Source organism: Aeromicrobium marinum DSM 15272 (assembly GCF_000160775.2).
GTDB classification, from domain to species: Bacteria; Actinomycetota; Actinomycetes; order Propionibacteriales; family Nocardioidaceae; genus Aeromicrobium; species Aeromicrobium marinum.
Genome location: NZ_CM001024.1, coordinates 828,772 through 843,851, shown reverse-complemented (window position 1 = coordinate 843,851; position 15,080 = coordinate 828,772). Strand labels below are relative to the sequence as shown.

19 protein-coding genes are annotated in these 15,080 nt (G+C 71.0%); 1 reads left to right on the top strand and 18 read right to left on the bottom strand.

Annotated elements, in window-relative coordinates:
- Positions 1-10 precede the first annotated feature (10 nt).
- The 5 genes from HMPREF0063_RS04465 to rpsB are packed head-to-tail and all read right to left on the bottom strand — an operon-like array spanning position 11 to position 4,100.
- Positions 11-877, bottom strand: coding sequence for a phosphatidate cytidylyltransferase (locus HMPREF0063_RS04465; protein WP_007077462.1), 867 nt, complete (start codon positions 875-877; stop codon positions 11-13).
- A 4-nt stretch (positions 878-881) separates the two neighbouring features.
- A complete protein-coding gene (gene frr, locus HMPREF0063_RS04460) occupies positions 882-1,436 on the bottom strand; it encodes a ribosome recycling factor (protein WP_211208788.1) in 555 nt (184 codons plus the stop codon).
- A complete protein-coding gene (gene pyrH / locus HMPREF0063_RS04455; RefSeq protein WP_007077460.1) occupies positions 1,436-2,230 on the bottom strand; it encodes a UMP kinase in 795 nt (264 codons plus the stop codon). Before pyrH ends, frr begins: the two co-directional genes overlap by 1 nt.
- Before the next feature lie 37 nt (positions 2,231-2,267).
- Positions 2,268-3,083 carry a translation elongation factor Ts gene (gene tsf / locus HMPREF0063_RS04450; RefSeq protein WP_007077459.1) on the bottom strand — a complete coding sequence of 272 codons (816 nt, stop codon included), beginning with the start codon at positions 3,081-3,083 and terminating at the stop codon, positions 2,268-2,270.
- Positions 3,084-3,128: 45 nt separating this feature from the next.
- Positions 3,129-4,100 carry a 30S ribosomal protein S2 gene (rpsB, locus tag HMPREF0063_RS04445; protein WP_007077458.1) on the bottom strand — a complete coding sequence of 324 codons (972 nt, stop codon included), beginning with the start codon at positions 4,098-4,100 and terminating at the stop codon, positions 3,129-3,131.
- Positions 4,101-4,401: 301 nt separating this feature from the next.
- Here rpsB and HMPREF0063_RS16180 point away from each other — a divergent pair, with 301 nt between their 5' ends.
- A complete protein-coding gene (locus HMPREF0063_RS16180) occupies positions 4,402-5,295 on the top strand; it encodes a peptidoglycan DD-metalloendopeptidase family protein (protein WP_156794037.1) in 894 nt (297 codons plus the stop codon).
- Positions 5,296-5,321: 26 nt separating this feature from the next.
- Here the strand turns inward: HMPREF0063_RS16180 and HMPREF0063_RS04430 are convergent, their stop codons facing one another.
- From HMPREF0063_RS04430 to rpsP, 13 genes are all read right to left on the bottom strand, one after another.
- Positions 5,322-6,242: a tyrosine recombinase XerC gene (locus HMPREF0063_RS04430; RefSeq protein ID WP_007077456.1), complete on the bottom strand. Its 921-nt coding sequence runs from the start codon at positions 6,240-6,242 to the stop codon at positions 5,322-5,324.
- Between the two features lie 64 nt (positions 6,243-6,306).
- On the bottom strand, positions 6,307-7,176 hold the full coding sequence (gene dprA / locus HMPREF0063_RS04425; RefSeq protein WP_007077455.1) for a DNA-processing protein DprA: 870 nt from the start codon (positions 7,174-7,176) through the stop codon (positions 6,307-6,309).
- A complete protein-coding gene (locus tag HMPREF0063_RS04420; RefSeq protein ID WP_007077454.1) occupies positions 7,173-8,756 on the bottom strand; it encodes a YifB family Mg chelatase-like AAA ATPase in 1,584 nt (527 codons plus the stop codon). Before HMPREF0063_RS04420 ends, dprA begins: the two co-directional genes overlap by 4 nt.
- On the bottom strand, positions 8,756-9,118 hold the full coding sequence (locus HMPREF0063_RS04415; protein ID WP_007077453.1) for a YraN family protein: 363 nt from the start codon (positions 9,116-9,118) through the stop codon (positions 8,756-8,758). Before HMPREF0063_RS04415 ends, HMPREF0063_RS04420 begins: the two co-directional genes overlap by 1 nt.
- A 93-nt stretch (positions 9,119-9,211) precedes the next feature.
- Positions 9,212-9,523 carry a DUF2469 domain-containing protein gene (locus HMPREF0063_RS04410; protein ID WP_007077452.1) on the bottom strand — a complete coding sequence of 104 codons (312 nt, stop codon included), beginning with the start codon at positions 9,521-9,523 and terminating at the stop codon, positions 9,212-9,214.
- Positions 9,524-9,545: 22 nt separating this feature from the next.
- Positions 9,546-10,211: a ribonuclease HII gene (locus HMPREF0063_RS04405; RefSeq protein WP_083788848.1), complete on the bottom strand. Its 666-nt coding sequence runs from the start codon at positions 10,209-10,211 to the stop codon at positions 9,546-9,548.
- Positions 10,208-10,876 carry a signal peptidase I gene (gene lepB / locus HMPREF0063_RS04400; RefSeq protein WP_040320093.1) on the bottom strand — a complete coding sequence of 223 codons (669 nt, stop codon included), beginning with the start codon at positions 10,874-10,876 and terminating at the stop codon, positions 10,208-10,210. The genes HMPREF0063_RS04405 and lepB overlap by 4 nt, the downstream gene beginning before the upstream one ends.
- A gap of 45 nt (positions 10,877-10,921) precedes the next feature.
- On the bottom strand, positions 10,922-11,272 hold the full coding sequence (rplS, locus tag HMPREF0063_RS04395; protein WP_040320527.1) for a 50S ribosomal protein L19: 351 nt from the start codon (positions 11,270-11,272) through the stop codon (positions 10,922-10,924).
- A gap of 211 nt (positions 11,273-11,483) precedes the next feature.
- Positions 11,484-12,737 (bottom strand): ammonium transporter, encoded by a 1,254-nt coding sequence (locus HMPREF0063_RS04390; protein WP_007077448.1) that lies wholly within the window; start codon positions 12,735-12,737, stop codon positions 11,484-11,486.
- Positions 12,738-12,908: 171 nt separating this feature from the next.
- On the bottom strand, positions 12,909-13,589 hold the full coding sequence (trmD, locus tag HMPREF0063_RS04385; RefSeq protein WP_007077447.1) for a tRNA (guanosine(37)-N1)-methyltransferase TrmD: 681 nt from the start codon (positions 13,587-13,589) through the stop codon (positions 12,909-12,911).
- Positions 13,589-14,134 carry a ribosome maturation factor RimM gene (gene rimM / locus HMPREF0063_RS04380; protein ID WP_007077446.1) on the bottom strand — a complete coding sequence of 182 codons (546 nt, stop codon included), beginning with the start codon at positions 14,132-14,134 and terminating at the stop codon, positions 13,589-13,591. The genes trmD and rimM overlap by 1 nt, the downstream gene beginning before the upstream one ends.
- 3 nt (positions 14,135-14,137) lie before the next feature.
- Positions 14,138-14,389 (bottom strand): RNA-binding protein, encoded by a 252-nt coding sequence (locus HMPREF0063_RS04375; protein ID WP_007077445.1) that lies wholly within the window; start codon positions 14,387-14,389, stop codon positions 14,138-14,140.
- A gap of 2 nt (positions 14,390-14,391) precedes the next feature.
- Positions 14,392-14,889: a 30S ribosomal protein S16 gene (gene rpsP, locus HMPREF0063_RS04370; protein ID WP_040320092.1), complete on the bottom strand. Its 498-nt coding sequence runs from the start codon at positions 14,887-14,889 to the stop codon at positions 14,392-14,394.
- Positions 14,890-15,080 lie beyond the last annotated feature (191 nt).

Genomic DNA, 15,080 nt, shown 5'->3' with positions numbered 1-15,080 from the left:
CTCACCCGTGTCAGGTCGACGTCACGGGGACCAGGTAGTGCAGGATCAGCCACGCGGCGGGCGCGACCGCGATCAGCGAGTCGAGGCGGTCCATGAGTCCGCCGTGACCGGGCAGGATCGAGCCCATGTCCTTGATGCCGAGGTCGCGCTTGATGAGCGACTCCGACAGGTCGCCCAGCGTGGCGAGGACCACCCCGGCGACCCCGAGCAGCAACCCGACCCACCAGCGGCCGTCGAGAGCCAGTGTCACGGTGAGCACGCCGGCACCGATGCCGGCGACCAGCGACCCGGCGAAACCCTCCCAGGACTTCTTGGGACTGATGGTCGGAGCCATCGGATGCTTGCCGAACAGGACGCCGGCCACGTAGCCGCCGATGTCGGAGGCGACGGTGGCCACGATGAAGGCGACGATCCGGAACGGTCCGTCGTCCTCGGTGAGCATCAGGAGCACGAAGGCGCCCATGAGGAAGAGGTAGGCGAGGCAGAAGATGCCCGCGCTCGCGTCCCGCACGAAACCGTCGGCCCCGTCGGACAACCGCCAGACCAGCGTGCCGATGACGGTGAGGGCCATCGCGACGGCGGCGGTCTCCATGTCGGCGTAGAAGGCCGACACGAGCATCACGGTGCCGCCGACGCCGATGGGGACGATCGGGATCCGGATCTGCGCCGAGCCGAACGCCCGGGACAGCTCCCACAGCCCGACCAGCAGGGCTGCCAGGACGACCAGCAGGAACAGGTCCTTCAGCAGGAAGAGCGAGGCGACGATCGTGACCCCCAGGGTCAGACCGACGCCGATCGCGGCGGGCAGGTCACGGCCCGCGCGACCGTGCGACGGGGCCGGATCGGGACCGGCCGCCGTTCCGGAGCTGTGCGACATCGCCTCAGACCTCGGTGAGCTCGGCCTCTTTGCCCTTGAGCACCTCGTCGATCAGGTCGACGTACTTCTTGGTGAGGGCGTCCAGACGCTTCTCCGCGCCGGTGTTGTCATCCTTGCTGATCTCGGACTCCTTCTCGGCCCGGTCCAGCGCCTGCTTGGCATTGCGCCGCAGGTTGCGGACGGCGATCTTGCCGTCCTCGGCCTTGGTGCGCGCGAGCTTGACGTACTCCTTGCGCCGCTCCTCGGTGAGCTCGGGCAGGCTGACCCGCAGGACCTTGCCGTCGTCGGTGGGATTGACGCCGAGGTCGGAGTCTCGGATGGCGCGCTCGATCGCGCTCTTGGCGCCCGCGTCATAGGGGCTGATGATGACCGTGCGCGGCTCGGGGACCTGGAACCCGGCGAGCTGCTGCAGGGGGGTCGGCGTGCCGTAGTAGTCGGCGGTGATCTGGGCGAACATCGCCGGGTGGGCGCGTCCGGTCCGGATCGCCGCGAACTCCTCACGGGTGTGCTCGACCGCCTTGGCCATCTTGGTGTCGGCCTCGCGCAGTGTCTCGTCGATCACGGTGTGTCCTCCTTGGAGCCGGCACTCACCAGCGTTCCGATCCTCTCACCTCGCAGGGCGCGGGTGATGTTGCCCTCACCCTGCATCGCGAAGACGACCATCGGGAGGTCGTTCTCCATGCAGAGCGCGAAGGCGGCCGCGTCGGCGACCTTGAGTCCGCGGGCCAGCACCTCGGCGAAGCCGATCTCGTCGTACCGGACCGCGTCCGGGTCGGTGCGCGGGTCCGCGCTGTACACGCCGTCGACGCCGTTCTTGCTCATCAGCACCGCGTCGGCCTTGATCTCCAGGGCCCGCTGGGCCGACACGGTGTCGGTCGAGAAGTACGGCATGCCGGCGCCGGCGCCGAAGATCACGACGCGCCCCTTCTCGAGGTGGCGGATGGCTCGGCGCGGGATGTAGGGCTCCGCGACCTGGCCCATCGTGATGGCCGACTGCACGCGGGTGTCGAGGCCCTGCTTCTCGCAGAAGTCCTGCAGGGCCAGACAGTTCATGACGGTGCCGAGCATCCCGATGTAGTCGGCCCGCGACCGCTCCATGCCGCGCTGACTGAGCTCGGCGCCACGGAAGAAGTTGCCACCGCCCACGACGATGGCCACCTGGACGCCCTCGCTGACCGCGGCAGCGATCTCGCGGGCGATGGCGGCCACGACGTCGGGGTCGATCCCGATGCTGCCGCCACCGAAGACCTCGCCGGACAGCTTCAGGAGCACGCGACGCGGCCGCGCCGGGGCGTGCGGGTCACCCACGAACGACGGGAAGGCCGAGGCCCGGGGAGTCGGTGGTGCATCCATGGGCTTCGGCCTTCCGTCGGTTCGAACGTGCGGTGGGTCAGGCGCCGATCTCGATGTGGGCGAAGCCGGTGAGCGTGACACCGGCAGCATCCAGCATGGCCTTGACGGTCTTCTTGTTGTCCTGCACCGACGCCTGCTCGAGCAGCACGGCCTCCTTGAAGAAGCCGTTGAGACGTCCCTCGGTGATCTTCGCGATCGCCTGCTCCGGCTTGCCCTCCTCGCGGGCGGTGGCCTCGGCGATCTCGCGCTCCTTGGCGACGAGCTCGGCGGGGACCTCCTCGCGCGTGAGGAAGCGCGGACGCATGGCGGCGATCTGCATGGCGGCACCGCGGGCGGCGTCGACGTCGTCGCCGGTGAACTCGACCAGCACACCGACCGCGGGCGGCAGGTCGCTGGCACGACGGTGCAGGTACGTGGCGACCTGGCCGTGGAAGCTGGCGACACGGCCGAGCTCGATCTTCTCGCCGATCACCGCGGCCAGACCGCTGACCGTGTCGGCCACGGTGCGGCCGTCGGCCAGGGTCACCTGGGCGAACTCCGCGGCGTCGGCCGGCTTCGCGGCGTCGGCGGCAGCGGCGAGCTGGTCGGCCAGCTCGATGAACTGCTCGTTCTTGGCGACGAAGTCGGTCTCGGAGTTGAGCTCGACCAGCGCCGCGCCGGAGCTCGCGACGAGGCCGGCGGAGGCCTCGCGCTCGGCACCGCGCTTGGCGGCCTTGGCCGCCCCGGTGATGCGCAGGATCTCGACGGCCTTGTCGAAATCACCCTCGGCCTCGGTGAGCGCCTTCTTGGCGTCCATCATCCCGGCGCCCGTGGCATCACGGAGCTTCTTGACGTCAACAGCGGCGATGGCCATGACTACCCTTCTGTTCTGCGTGGTGGGGTGAACGGTGACGCGTCGTCACTCGGCGGGAGCGGCGGCCTTCTCGGCCGGCTCGGCCTCGGCGGCGGGGGCCTCGTCGGCCGGGGCCTCGTCGGTGACGGCCGGGCTGGCCGGCACCTCGGTGGGCTCGGCCTCGGGAGCGGCGGCCTCGGGGGCAGCAGCCTCGGCGGGCGCGGCAGCCTCGGGCGCAGCAGCCTCGGCCTCGGCGGCCTTGCTGGCCAGCAGCTCGGCCTCCCACTCGGCGAGCGGCTCGCCGCCGCCGAGCTCCTCGCCCGCGACCTCGTCGCCGGTCTTGGCGCCACCGCGGGCGATCAGGCCCTCGGCGACGGCGTCGGCGATGACGCGCGTCAGCAGGCTGACCGACCGGATGGCGTCGTCGTTGCCCGGGATCGGGAAGTCGACGTCGTCGGGGTCGCAGTTGGTGTCGAGGATCGCGATGATCGGGATGCCGAGCTTCTTGGCCTCGTCGACCGCCAGGTGCTCCTTCTTGGTGTCGACGATCCACACCGCGGACGGGGTGCGGCCCATCTCACGGATGCCGCCGAGCGTGCGCGAGAGCTTCGCGTACTCGCGACGCATCTGCAGCAGCTCCTTCTTGGTGCGGTTGGAGCCGGCGACGTCGTCGAAGTCGACGGTCTCGAGCTCCTTCATGCGCTGCAGGCGCTGGTGCATCGTCTGGAAGTTGGTGAGCATGCCGCCGAGCCAGCGCTGGTTGACGTACGGCATGCCGACCCGCTTGGCCTGCTCCTCGATCGGCTCCTGCGCCTGGCGCTTGGTGCCGACGAACAGGATCGTGCCGCCGCGGGCGACGGTGGTCTTGACGAACTCGTACCCGGCGTCGATGTAGGCCAGCGACTGCTGCAGGTCGATGATGTAGATGCCGTTGCGCTCAGTGAAGATGAATCGCTTCATCTTGGGGTTCCAGCGACGGGTCTGGTGCCCGAAGTGGACGCCGCTCTCGAGCAGCTGGCGCATGGTGACGACGGCCATGTCGTATCTCCTTGTGGGCACAGGTGTGCCCGGTCCTGGTTGACGCCCCACCGGTCGGTGGAGCCCTGTCGCCCCTGACACGAACCGCCGACTGACGTCGGACCAGGATCGTGACCCGTATTCGGTGCAAGCACGTCATGCGGACCCGGGCGCGCGAATTTCACTTCCGTGGAAGTGATGGCCCCATCGTAGGGCACGCAGCCGCCTGAGGAGAAATCCACAGGCGGGGCCGGTCCGCGCGGTGTCCACCGCCGGCACCGCGGCGGTACCGGCCGAGGCTGCGCACGGGTTCGCTGATGACATGCGCCGCGTGCTCCTGCTGGTCCCCGTCCTGTTCCTGCTGACCAACCCCCTGCCGGCGCCGGCGTCGGAGGCGCCATGGGTGTGGCCGCTCGGCGACCTCCGGGTGGACCGTGACTTCGATCCTCCGGACTCCGACTACGGCCCGGGGCACCGCGGCGTGGATCTTGCGGGGCACCCCGGCGCCACCGTACGGTCCGTGGCCGCGGGCACGGTCAGCTTCGTCGGCCAGGTGGGTGGCACCGACGTCCTCACGATCAGTCACGGTGCCGAGAGGTCCACCTACCAGCCGGTGCGGGCCGACGTCGAGGTGGGCGACGCCGTCGAACCCGGTACGCCCGTCGGGCGACTTCTCGGTGGCCACACGGGGTGCGGCGCCGCGGCGTGCCTGCACCTGGGTCGGGTGCGCGGGGAGGACTACCTCGACCCGTTGGAGCTGTTGAGGACGTCCCGGTTCCGCCTGATCGACCCGGACGGGCCCGTCCCGGCACCTCCGGCGCTCGGCAGCGGCACCGGCGAGTTCCGGCCACCGGTGGACGGCCCGGTGAGCTCCGGTTTCGGCCAGCGGGTCCACCCGATCACCGGCGTGCGCACGCTGCACGACGGCATCGACATCGCGGCGCCCTGCGGCACCCCGGTGGTGGCGGCGGCGGACGGCACCGTCACCGACTCCGCCGTCGCGGGCGCCTACGGTCTGCGGGTCGTGGTCGCTCACCCCGGCTCGACCTCGACCTCGTACAGCCATCTCGGCCGGACCGGCGCACGGCCCGGGAGCTCGGTCACCACCGGCGAGGTCATCGGTCACGTCGGCTCCACCGGCCTCTCGTCCGGGTGCCATCTGCACTTCTCGGTGCATCGGGACGGCTCGCCCGTGGACCCCGCGCCCCTCCTCTGACCTCCCTCCCCGCGGGGCGGGCGGGGTCAGGCGCGGGGGTGGGCCTGTCGGAAGGCCGCCCGGAGCCGCTCGTTGCTGACGTGGGTGTAGATCTGGGTCGTGCCCAACGAGGCGTGACCGAGCACCTCCTGCACCGAGCGAAGATCCGCCCCGCCCTCGAGCAGGTGGGTCGCAGCGGTGTGGCGCAGGCCGTGGGGACCGAGGTCGGCCACCCCGTCGACCGCGCCGAGCCGGTCGTGCACCACCTGCCGGACCGTCCGGGGATCGATCCGACCGCCGCGCACGCCCAGCAGTACCGCGTGTCCGCTGATCGGTGTCGCGACGGCCGGACGTCCCACGGCGAGCCAGGCGTCGAGGGCGTCCTGTGCCGGGAGGCCGAACGGCACCGTGCGCTCCTTGCGCCCCTTGCCGAGCACCCGCACGACCCGCCGCGACCGGTCCACGTCGTCGAGATCCAGTCCGACCAGCTCACCGACCCGCACCCCCGTGGCGTAGAGCAGCTCCAGGATGGCCAGGTCGCGGGTGCCGGTGACCGGGTCGCCGTCGATCATCGCCGTTGCGGCGTCGAGCACCTCCCGCATGTCGGCGGCACTGAGGGTCGCCGGCAACGTGCGCCGCGCGGCCGGACTCGCGAGGAGCGCACCGACGTCCAGGTCGGCCCGCCCGGACCGCTGCAGCCAGGCGGTGAAGACCCGCAGGGCCGTCGCCCGGCGCGAGAGCGTGGCGCGGGCACGGCCGAGCGACTTGAGCGTCGCGAGGTGGCTCCGGAGCGTGCGGATCGTCATGGCCGCCGGATCATGGATGCCCAGCCGTGTCGCGTGCTCGGCCAGGCCCCGCACGTCCACGAGGTACGAGCGGACCGTGTGGGGCGAGAGGTCGCGCTCGCGGGTCAGGTGGTGCTCGTAGTCGGCCAGGATCTGCGCCCAGGCCTCACCGAGATCACCCATGGCCACCACTGTGCCGCACCCGGGACGACCCGGCCGGGCGCCACGCGGCCCCGGGCGGCCGGCATCAGGCGTCGACCCTCCACCCCACCGCGCCGAGCTCGTGCTCGATGTCGTCGACGTCCGTCACCAGCACCCCTTGGCCCTCCCGGATCGCCGCGTGGGTGCCCAGCGACTGCTGCGACACGACCGGTCCCGGCACCGCCATGCTGGTGCGGCCGAGACGGTCCGACCATCGCAAGGTGTTGAGCGAGCCGCTGCGGCGCGCGGCCTCCACCACCACGGTGCCCTGCGACAACGCCGCGATCAACCGGTTCCGGGCCAGGAAGCGGTGTGCCTGGGGTGTGCTCCGCGGCGGCTGCTCGCTGACCACCAGACCCGTCTCGGCGATGCGGCCCAGCAGGACGGCGTGCGCCCGTGGATAGTCCACGTCGGCACCGCCGGCGAGCACGGCGACCGTGGGGCGACCCAGGGCGAGTGCTCCCCGGTGGGCACAGGCGTCGATCCCGAACGCCGCCCCGCTGACGACCGTCCATCCCCGGTCGGCGAGGTCGGCGCCGAGCTCGGCGGCGACCTCGGCCCCGTAGGTCGTGCACTCGCGGGCACCGACCACCGCGACACTGCGCCGGCAGAGCTCGGCCAGCGATCCGCTGCCCCGCACCCACAGGCCCCAGGGCGCACCTCCGGTCAGCCCCGGCTCGTCGACCTGGTCGAGGTCGTCGAGCTGCGCCGGCCACTCGGGGTGACCCGGCGAGATCCACCGCAGGCCCAGCGTGTCCGCCTGGGCCAGCACAGAGGCCTCGTCGACGGCGCGCGCCGCCCGCACCGCGGCAGCCACCGTCGCGAGACCGCGGTCCGCGACCCGTGCCCGTTGGCCGCGGTCACCCGGCTCGGCGGCCAGCGAGAGGACCAGGCGATCGAGGGCGTCGCGCCTCACGACGCCTCCACCAGGCCGCGCAGCGCCGCGTCGAGCGGCTGGCCGCGCCGCAGGGCGATCGCCATCGCCGCGTCGTCGGCATCCGGGCGGACATGGGCGTGCAGGTCGGCGACGCTCCACGCCAGCCGCAGGACCCGGTCGGCCGTCCGTGGGTTGAGGCGATCGGCGCGGAGGTGGTGGTCGACCACCGCGCGGGCCCCGTCGTCGACCGGCCATCGCTTGCGCAGCTCCGCTCCCGGCACGGCAGCGTTCACACGCCACGGGGTGCCGGCGTAGCGGTGCAGCTGCCGGGCCCGTGCGGCCTCCACCAGCGGTGCGAGCTCCTGGGTCGATCGTGCCGACGACATCGCGTGGGCCAGCTCGGGCCGGGTCAACCCCGTGAGCTGTCGCTGGACGTCGATCCGGTCGCGGATCGGCCCGGACAGCTTGTCGCCGTACCGGCGCCGCATCTGCGGGGTGCACCGGCACTGTCCCGACACCGACCCTCCCTGACCGCACGGACAGGGGTTGGCGGCGAGCACGAGCTGGAACCTCGCCGGGTACACGGCGGTCAGCGCTGCTCGCGACACCACCACGTGGCCGCTCTCGAGGGGCTGTCGCAGCGCCTCGATGACGTTGACGGCGAACTCCGGCGCCTCGTCGAGGAACAACACGCCGTGGTGCGCCAGGCTGAGTGCACCGGGCCTGATCACCCGGCTGCCGCCGCCGACCACCGACACCGCGCTCGCGGTGTGGTGCGGGTCGACGAACGGCGGCCGCAGCATCAGCGGGGCGTCACCGGGCAGAACCCCCGCGACGGAGTGCACCGCGCTGACCTCCAGCGCCGCCTGGTGGTCGAGGTCGGGCAGCAGGCCCGGCAGACGCTGGGCCAGCATCGTCTTGCCGATCCCCGGCGGTCCGGTCATGAGCAGGTGGTGACCACCGGCCGCGGCGACCAGCACGGCGAGTCGTGCGTCCTCCTGACCCGCCACGTCGGCGAGATCCAGGTGGGCCACCCGGTCGCCGGAGGTCCAGGCGGCTGCGTCCCCGCCGTCGGCCAGCGGGGGCACCGGCGGATCCTCGGGTTCCTCGGCACCGGTGAGCAGCGCCACGGTCTGGCGCAACGACCTGACGCCGACGACCGTGACGCCGCTGACCAGCTCGGCCTCGGGCACGTTGACCTCCGGGACGAACACCCGCGTGAAGCCGGCCTCCGCCGCGGCGAGCGTGGCCGGCAGGACCCCGCGGATCGCCCGCAACCGGCCGTCGAGCGCGAGCTCGCCGAGGAAGGCGGTGTCCTGCAGTGCGGCGGCCGGCACGAGGGACTTGGCGGCGAAGACCGCCAGCGCGATCGCGAGGTCGTAGTGCGAACCGGACTTGGGCACGCCCGAGGGCGCCAGGTTGATCGTCACCCGTTGATCGGGCCACGAGGTGCCGGAGTTCGACACCGCGGCACGGCACCGGTCGCGCGCCTCGTTGACCGTGGCGTCGGGCAAGCCCACGAGCACCGTGGTGGGGAGGCCGCCGGAGATGTCCACCTCGATCTCGATCGGTCGGCCCGTCAGGCCGTCCAGGGTCACCGACCTGGTCGACGCGGCCATCAGGCCACCCCGGCGATCCGGACGACCTCGGGCGCTCCACGACGTGGGACCACCACCGACACGACGTCGATGCGCAGACTCGGCGGATCGACGTCGTGGGCCTGCAGCCACGCCGCGGCCAGTCGGCGCAGACGGGCCGCCTTGGCACCGGTGACCGCCTCGAAGGGGCCGCCGTAGCGGGTGCTCGTGCGGGTCTTGACCTCGCAGATCACCAGGGTCTGCCCGTCGCGGGCCACCAGGTCGATCTCGCCGTGCCGACAGGTCCAGTTGCGGTCCAGCACCACCATGCCGATCGAGATCAGGTGGGTGGCCGCCACCTGTTCGCCGTAGCGCCCCAGGGCCTGGTTGCGTGCGTAGGTCATGCCCCCAGCGTCGACGCCGGCTCGCCCGACGGACAGGTCGTCGCCGCGGTTGTGGACCGGCAGCGCCCTGTGGACGACGACCAGGTCCGGTCGTCAGGACTCGGTCGGCAGCTTGACCTCGGAGTCCTGCAGCTCCTCGACGTTGACGTCCTTGAAGGTCAGCACCTTGACGTTCTTGGCGAACCGCGCCGGGCGGTAGATGTCCCAGACCCACGCGTCGGTCAGGCTCACCTCGAAGTACGCGTCGCCGGTCTCCGAGCGCACCTTCACGTCGACGGCGTTGCACAGGTAGAACCGGCGATCGGTCTCGACGACGTACTTGAAGATCTTCACGACGTCGCGGTACTCCCGGTACAGCGACAGCTCGGCCTCCGACTCGTAGCGCTCGAGGTCCTCGGCACTCACGCGGTCACCCGCTGGACCATCCTCATGCGTCCTCCTGGATCGGTTCGCGTGCGGCCACGGCCGCGCGCACGTTGGCGTAGGTCGAACGGTGTTCGGCACACGGACCGTGCCGGCGCAGCGCCGCTTCGTGCGCTGCTGTGGCGTAGCCCTTGTGCGTGCCGAAATCGTACGCCGGGAACTGCTCGTGCAGCTCGACCATCAGTCGGTCGCGCGTCACCTTGGCCACGACCGACGCCGCCGCGATCGACGCCGCCACCCGGTCGCCCTTCCACATCGCGAGGCCGGGCGTGCCCAGACCGTCGACGGGAAACCCGTCGGTCAGGACGTACCCGGGCCGCCGCGTGAGGCGGGCCAGGGCTCGCCTGAGGGCTTCGATGTTGGCCCGGTGCAGGCCGAGCCGGTCGCAGTCGGCCGCGCTGACGACCACCACCGACACGTCGACCGCCCGCGTGAGGATCTCGTCGTGGCACGCCTCTCGGCGGGCCGGTGTCAGCAGCTTGGAGTCGGCGAGTCCGGGGACCGGCCGGTCGAGTATGACGGCTGCGGCGACCAACGGTCCGGCGCACGCTCCTCGTCCGGCCTCGTCGACCCCGGCCACAGGGTGAAGTCCACGGCGCTGCAACGCTCGCTCGTACCCGTACAGTCCGGCGTCGCGCCGGACGGTGGAGCCTCGGTCGAACCGGGTCACGGCACGGAGGCGAAGGCGTCCGTGCCGTCCAGGAACCCGGCCCGGCCCAGCGGCCAGACCCGCAACCAGGCCTTGCCCACGACGCTGTCGACGCGGATGAAGCCGCCGCCGGGATCACCCAGGTGAGCGACGGAGTCGGCCGAGTTCGCCCGGTTGTCGCCCATCACCCAGAGGTGGTCGTCGGGCACGATCACGTCGAACTCCCGCTCACGGATGACGGTGGGGTCCAAGACGTACGGTTCGTCGACGGCGACACCGTTGACGGTCAGGCGGCCCGATCCGTCACAGCAGACGACCCGGTCACCCCCCACCCCGACGACCCGCTTGATGAGGTGACCGCCGGTGGGGAACAGACCGATGGCCTCCAGGCCCTTCTGCAACGGGTTGCTCGCCGTCGGGGTCTCCGCCGGACCGAGCCAGCCTCCCGGGTCGTCGAACACCACGATGTCGCCCCGGTCGGGATCGCCCGCCCACAACGACACCTTCTGGACGAGCAGCTTGTCGTCGACCAGCATGGTCGGCTGCATCGACTCCGAGGGGATGTAGAACGCCTGGAGGAAGAACGTCTTGACCACGACAGCCATCACGACCGCGATGACCACCAGCAGGATCGACTCCTGCCAGACCGGTAGTCCACGCTTGGTGTTCTGGCTCTCGGAGGTCACCACGAGAGCCTAGCCCGACCGCACCAGCGTCGCGTGGCAGGCGCGTCAGGCGTCGCGCTTCTCCTTGATCTTGGCTGCCTTGCCGCGCAGGTTGCGCAGGTAGTACAGCTTGGCCCGGCGGACGTCGCCGCGGGTCGCGATCTCGATCTTGTCGATGATCGGGGTGTGCAGCGGGAAGGTGCGCTCGACACCGACGCCGAAGCTGACCTTGCGGACGGTGAACGTGCGCCCGATGCCGGAGCCCTGGACCTTGATGCAGACGCCCTTGAACACCTGGATCCGCGAGCGGCTGCCCTCGATGACCCGGACGTGCACCTCGAGGGTGTCACCGGCGCGGAACTCGGGGAGGTCGTCGCGCTTGGCGGCGTTGGCGATCTGGTCGACGATGTTCGTCATGGTGCGCTCCTCGTCGGTGCCACAGGTCACCGGACGGATGGTGGGGGTGTGTGAGGTTCGTGTCGGCGCACGATGTCGCGTCCCCTGTGGCAGAGGCGTACTGCGCCAAGGGGACATTCTGCCACAGCCGGACGGCGTGTCGTGAATCGGCCGGACGTGCGGGACCCCCGCCGGAGCGTGTCCGACGGGGGTCCCTGGTCCGAGCTGCTGATCAGTCGAGCGCGTAGCCCTCGCCGTGCAGCACGGAGTCGATACCGGCGATCTCGTCCTCCTCGGTGGCGCGGAAGCCGATCGTCTTCTCGATCGCCAGGCCGATGATGTAGGCGACCACGAACGAGAAGGCGATGATCGTGAGCGACGAGAGGATCTGCGCGAACAGCAGGTCGGTCTCGCCACCGAAGATCAGGCTGCCACCGGTGAGGGTCTCCGAGCCGAAGAAGCCGATGTAGACACAGCCGATGAAGCCGGCGACCAGGTGGATGCCGACGACGTCGAGCGTGTCGTCGTAGCCGAGCTTGTACTTCAGGTCGACCGCGAGGGCGCAGACGACGCCCGCGAGGACGCCGAGCACGAGGGCCCAGACCGGCGTGAGGAACGCGCAGGCCGGCGTGATGGCGACCAGGCCGGTGACGACACCCGACGCGGCACCGACCGCGGTGGCCTTGCCGTCGCGGAAGGTCTCGACGACGATCCAGCCGATGAGCGCGGCGGCCGGGGTGATCAGCGTGTTGAAGAAGATCAGCGAGGTCTGACCCTCGTCAGCACCGTAGACGCCGGTGTTGAAGCCGAACCAGCCGAACCACAGGATCGCCGCGCCGATGAGCACCAGCGGCACGTTGTGCGGAACTGCGTCCTCCTTGCTGAAGCCGACCTTGCGCTTGCCGAGCACCAGGGCCAGGGCCAGGGCAGCAGCACCCGCGGACTGGTGGATGATCGTGCCGCCGGCCCAGTCGAGCGCAGCACCGAAGCCGTAGACGTCGTTGGCGAGCCAGCCGTAGAAGTTGCCGTCGGCGTCGACACCGAAGAGCCACCGGAAGGTCGGGAACACGACGAACGTCGCGAACAGACCCGCGAAGAGCATCCAGGGCCAGAAGCGGGCACGGTCGGCGACGGCGCCCGAGACCAGGGCGACCGTGATGATGCAGAACGCGACGAGGAAGGCGTGGCCACCGAAGAGGTTGCCCGCGTCGCCGCTGCCCGCGGTCGTCACGAGATCGGTCATGCCGAAGTCCTCGAACGGATTGCCGAAGTACTCGCTGCCTCCGCTCGTGCCGTTGCCGGCGATGCCGGTTCCGCCGTAGAGGACGTAGAGGACGGTCACGATGGCGATCGAGCCGAAGCTCAGCATCATCATCGACACGACGGACTTGGCCTTGACCAGGCCGCCGTAGAAGAACGCGAGACCTGGTGTCATGAACAGCACGAGCGCCGTGCAGATCAGCAGCCAGGAAAGATCGACTGACATTTCAACCTCATTTGTCTGTTGGGGGCGAGACAGGTCCGGACAGCGTCGTTGCTGCGCCGAATGCGTCGTCAGTCTGGCGACACGAGATTCCCTCAGGCTTGCCTCAGGATCACAGCAGCGTTACGAAATCTCCGGTGGTGTGAACAGGAGGTAAAACGGCCCGGTCCGCGGTCAGGGGAGCAGGTCGGGCCGGCGCTCCGCGGTACGGGCGACGGACTGTTCGCGTCGCCAGGCGGCGATCCGCTCGTGGTGGCCGGAGAGCAGCACCTCCGGGACCTCCCGGCCCCGCCAGGTGGCCGGCTTGGTGTACACCGGGTACTCCAGCAGCCCGTCGACGCCGTGGGACTCCTCGGCGAGCGACGCGGGATTGCCCATGAAACCGGGCACGAGGCGCACCACGGCCTCGATCATCGCCAGGGCGGCGACCTCTCCCCCGTTCAGCACGAAGTCGCCGAGCGACAGCTCGCGCACCGGCCACCGGTCGGCGGCGTCGTCGACCACCCTCTGGTCGATGCCCTCGTACCGACCACACGCGAACACGAGGTGGCCACAGGTCGCGAGCTCGGCCGCGACCGCCTGGGTGAAGACCTCGCCGGCCGGTGTCGGCACGATCACGACGCACTCGGCCGACGTGACGGCGTCGAGCGCGTCACCCCAGGGACCGGGCCGCATGACCATGCCGGCGCCCCCGCCGTACGGGGTGTCGTCGACGCTGCGGTGGCGGTCGGTGGTCCAGTCCCGCAGGTCGTGGGTCACGACCTCGACGAGCCCGGACTCCTGGGCCCTGCCGGCCAGCGAGAGATCGAGCGGCGCGAGGTACTCGGGGAAGATCGTGACGACGTCGATGCGCATCAGTCGGCCCCGTCCTCCGCGGCCCCGTCGTCCACGGCGACGTCCGCCGCGTCGGGGTCGAGCAGACCCGGCACGTCCGCGACGACGAGGTGTCCGGCCCCGAGATCGACCTCGGGCACCAGCTCGACCACGAAGGGCACGAGGACCTCGGCTCCGTCGACGTCGAGCACGAGGGTGTCCTGCGCGGGCAGGTGCAGCAGTCCGGTGACGCGGCCCACCTCGGCACCGCCCTGCCGGACGACGAGGCCGACCAGCTGGTGGTCGTAGTAGGACTCGTCGTCGTCGGGCAGGACGTCGGGGTCGACCTCGGCCTCGACGACCTGACCGTGGAACTGCTCGGCCGCGGTGCGGTCGGTGATCTCGGCGAACGCGACGACGAGCCGGCCACCGTGCGACCGTGCGGTGCGGACGGTGAGGGTGCGCCCGCCGCAGACGACCGACGAGCCCGGCGCAAACCTGCGCTCGGGCTCGTCGGTGCGGGGGTCGACGTTCAGCTCACCGCGGATGCCGTGGGCGCGACCCACCCGTCCGACGACGACCAGCACGACTCAGCTCCGACGGTCGACGTCCACGAAGTCGATCCGGGCACCGCCGGTCCCGGCGACGGCCGCAGCGACCTTGCGGATGGCCGTGGCCGTGCGGCCCTGCCGGCCGATGACCTTGCCCAGGTCGCTGGGGTTGACCCGGACCTCGAACAGGTCGCCACCGCGCGTCTGCTTGGTGCGGACGCTGACGTCGTCGGGATGCTCGACGATACCGGCGACGAGGTGCTCGATGACCTCCTGGGTGGGAGCACCCATGGTCAGGCCTCGGCGCCTTCGGCCGGGGCCTCCGCCTTCGGCTCCTCGGCGACAGGCTCGTCGACCTTCGGCTCCTCGGCCTTGGTCTCCTCGACCTTCGGCTCCTCGGCCTCGTCGGCCTTCTTCTCAGCCTTCTTCGACGCGGCCTTCTTGGTGGTGGCCTCCGCCTTGGGCTCGGCGTGCAGCTCCTTCAGCGCGGCGTCGAACGCGATCGACTTGTCCCGCTTCGGCTCGGGCTGACGCAGGGTGTTGTTGCCCCCGATGTCACCGGTGAGCTTGAGGATCGCGGCGACGGCCTCGGTCGGCTGCGCGCCGACGCCGAGCCAGTACTGGACGCGATCGGAGTCGACCTTGATGGTCGACGGCTCGGTCTTGGGGTTGTACGTCCCGATCTCCTCGATCACGCGACCGTCGCGCTTGGTGCGCGAGTCGGCGATGACGATGCGGTAGAAGGGGGTGCGGATCTTGCCCATCCGCTTGAGGCGAATCTTGACGGCCACGTTTGTGGTGTCTCCTTGGGTGTTCGGGGTGGTGACGGACCGGCGCGGGTGGGGACACGCGACGGCGGAGTCGAGAGCCGGGATCGGTGGGGCTGAGAGGGTCCCCACGTCGTCCGGACGCAAGGCGACATTCTGCCAGACGCCCCGGCGCCGACCAAACCCGGCAACGCACGGGAGCGTCGACGCCGGGC

Coding starts and splice junctions, on each gene's coding strand:
- HMPREF0063_RS04465 (WP_007077462.1), bottom strand. CDS start 877: ATGTCGCACAGCTCCGGAACGGCGGCCGGTCCCGATCCGGCCCCGTCG.
- pyrH (WP_007077460.1), bottom strand. CDS start 2,230: ATGGATGCACCACCGACTCCCCGGGCCTCGGCCTTCCCGTCGTTCGTG.
- tsf (WP_007077459.1), bottom strand. CDS start 3,083: ATGGCCATCGCCGCTGTTGACGTCAAGAAGCTCCGTGATGCCACGGGC.
- rpsB (WP_007077458.1), bottom strand. CDS start 4,100: ATGGCCGTCGTCACCATGCGCCAGCTGCTCGAGAGCGGCGTCCACTTC.
- HMPREF0063_RS16180 (WP_156794037.1), top strand. CDS start 4,402: ATGCGCCGCGTGCTCCTGCTGGTCCCCGTCCTGTTCCTGCTGACCAAC.
- HMPREF0063_RS04430 (WP_007077456.1), bottom strand. CDS start 6,242: ATGGGTGATCTCGGTGAGGCCTGGGCGCAGATCCTGGCCGACTACGAG.
- HMPREF0063_RS04420 (WP_007077454.1), bottom strand. CDS start 8,756: ATGGCCGCGTCGACCAGGTCGGTGACCCTGGACGGCCTGACGGGCCGA.
- HMPREF0063_RS04415 (WP_007077453.1), bottom strand. CDS start 9,118: ATGACCTACGCACGCAACCAGGCCCTGGGGCGCTACGGCGAACAGGTG.
- rplS (WP_040320527.1), bottom strand. CDS start 11,272: ATGACGAACATCGTCGACCAGATCGCCAACGCCGCCAAGCGCGACGAC.
- HMPREF0063_RS04390 (WP_007077448.1), bottom strand. CDS start 12,737: ATGTCAGTCGATCTTTCCTGGCTGCTGATCTGCACGGCGCTCGTGCTG.
- trmD (WP_007077447.1), bottom strand. CDS start 13,589: ATGCGCATCGACGTCGTCACGATCTTCCCCGAGTACCTCGCGCCGCTC.
- HMPREF0063_RS04375 (WP_007077445.1), bottom strand. CDS start 14,389: ATGGGTGCTCCCACCCAGGAGGTCATCGAGCACCTCGTCGCCGGTATC.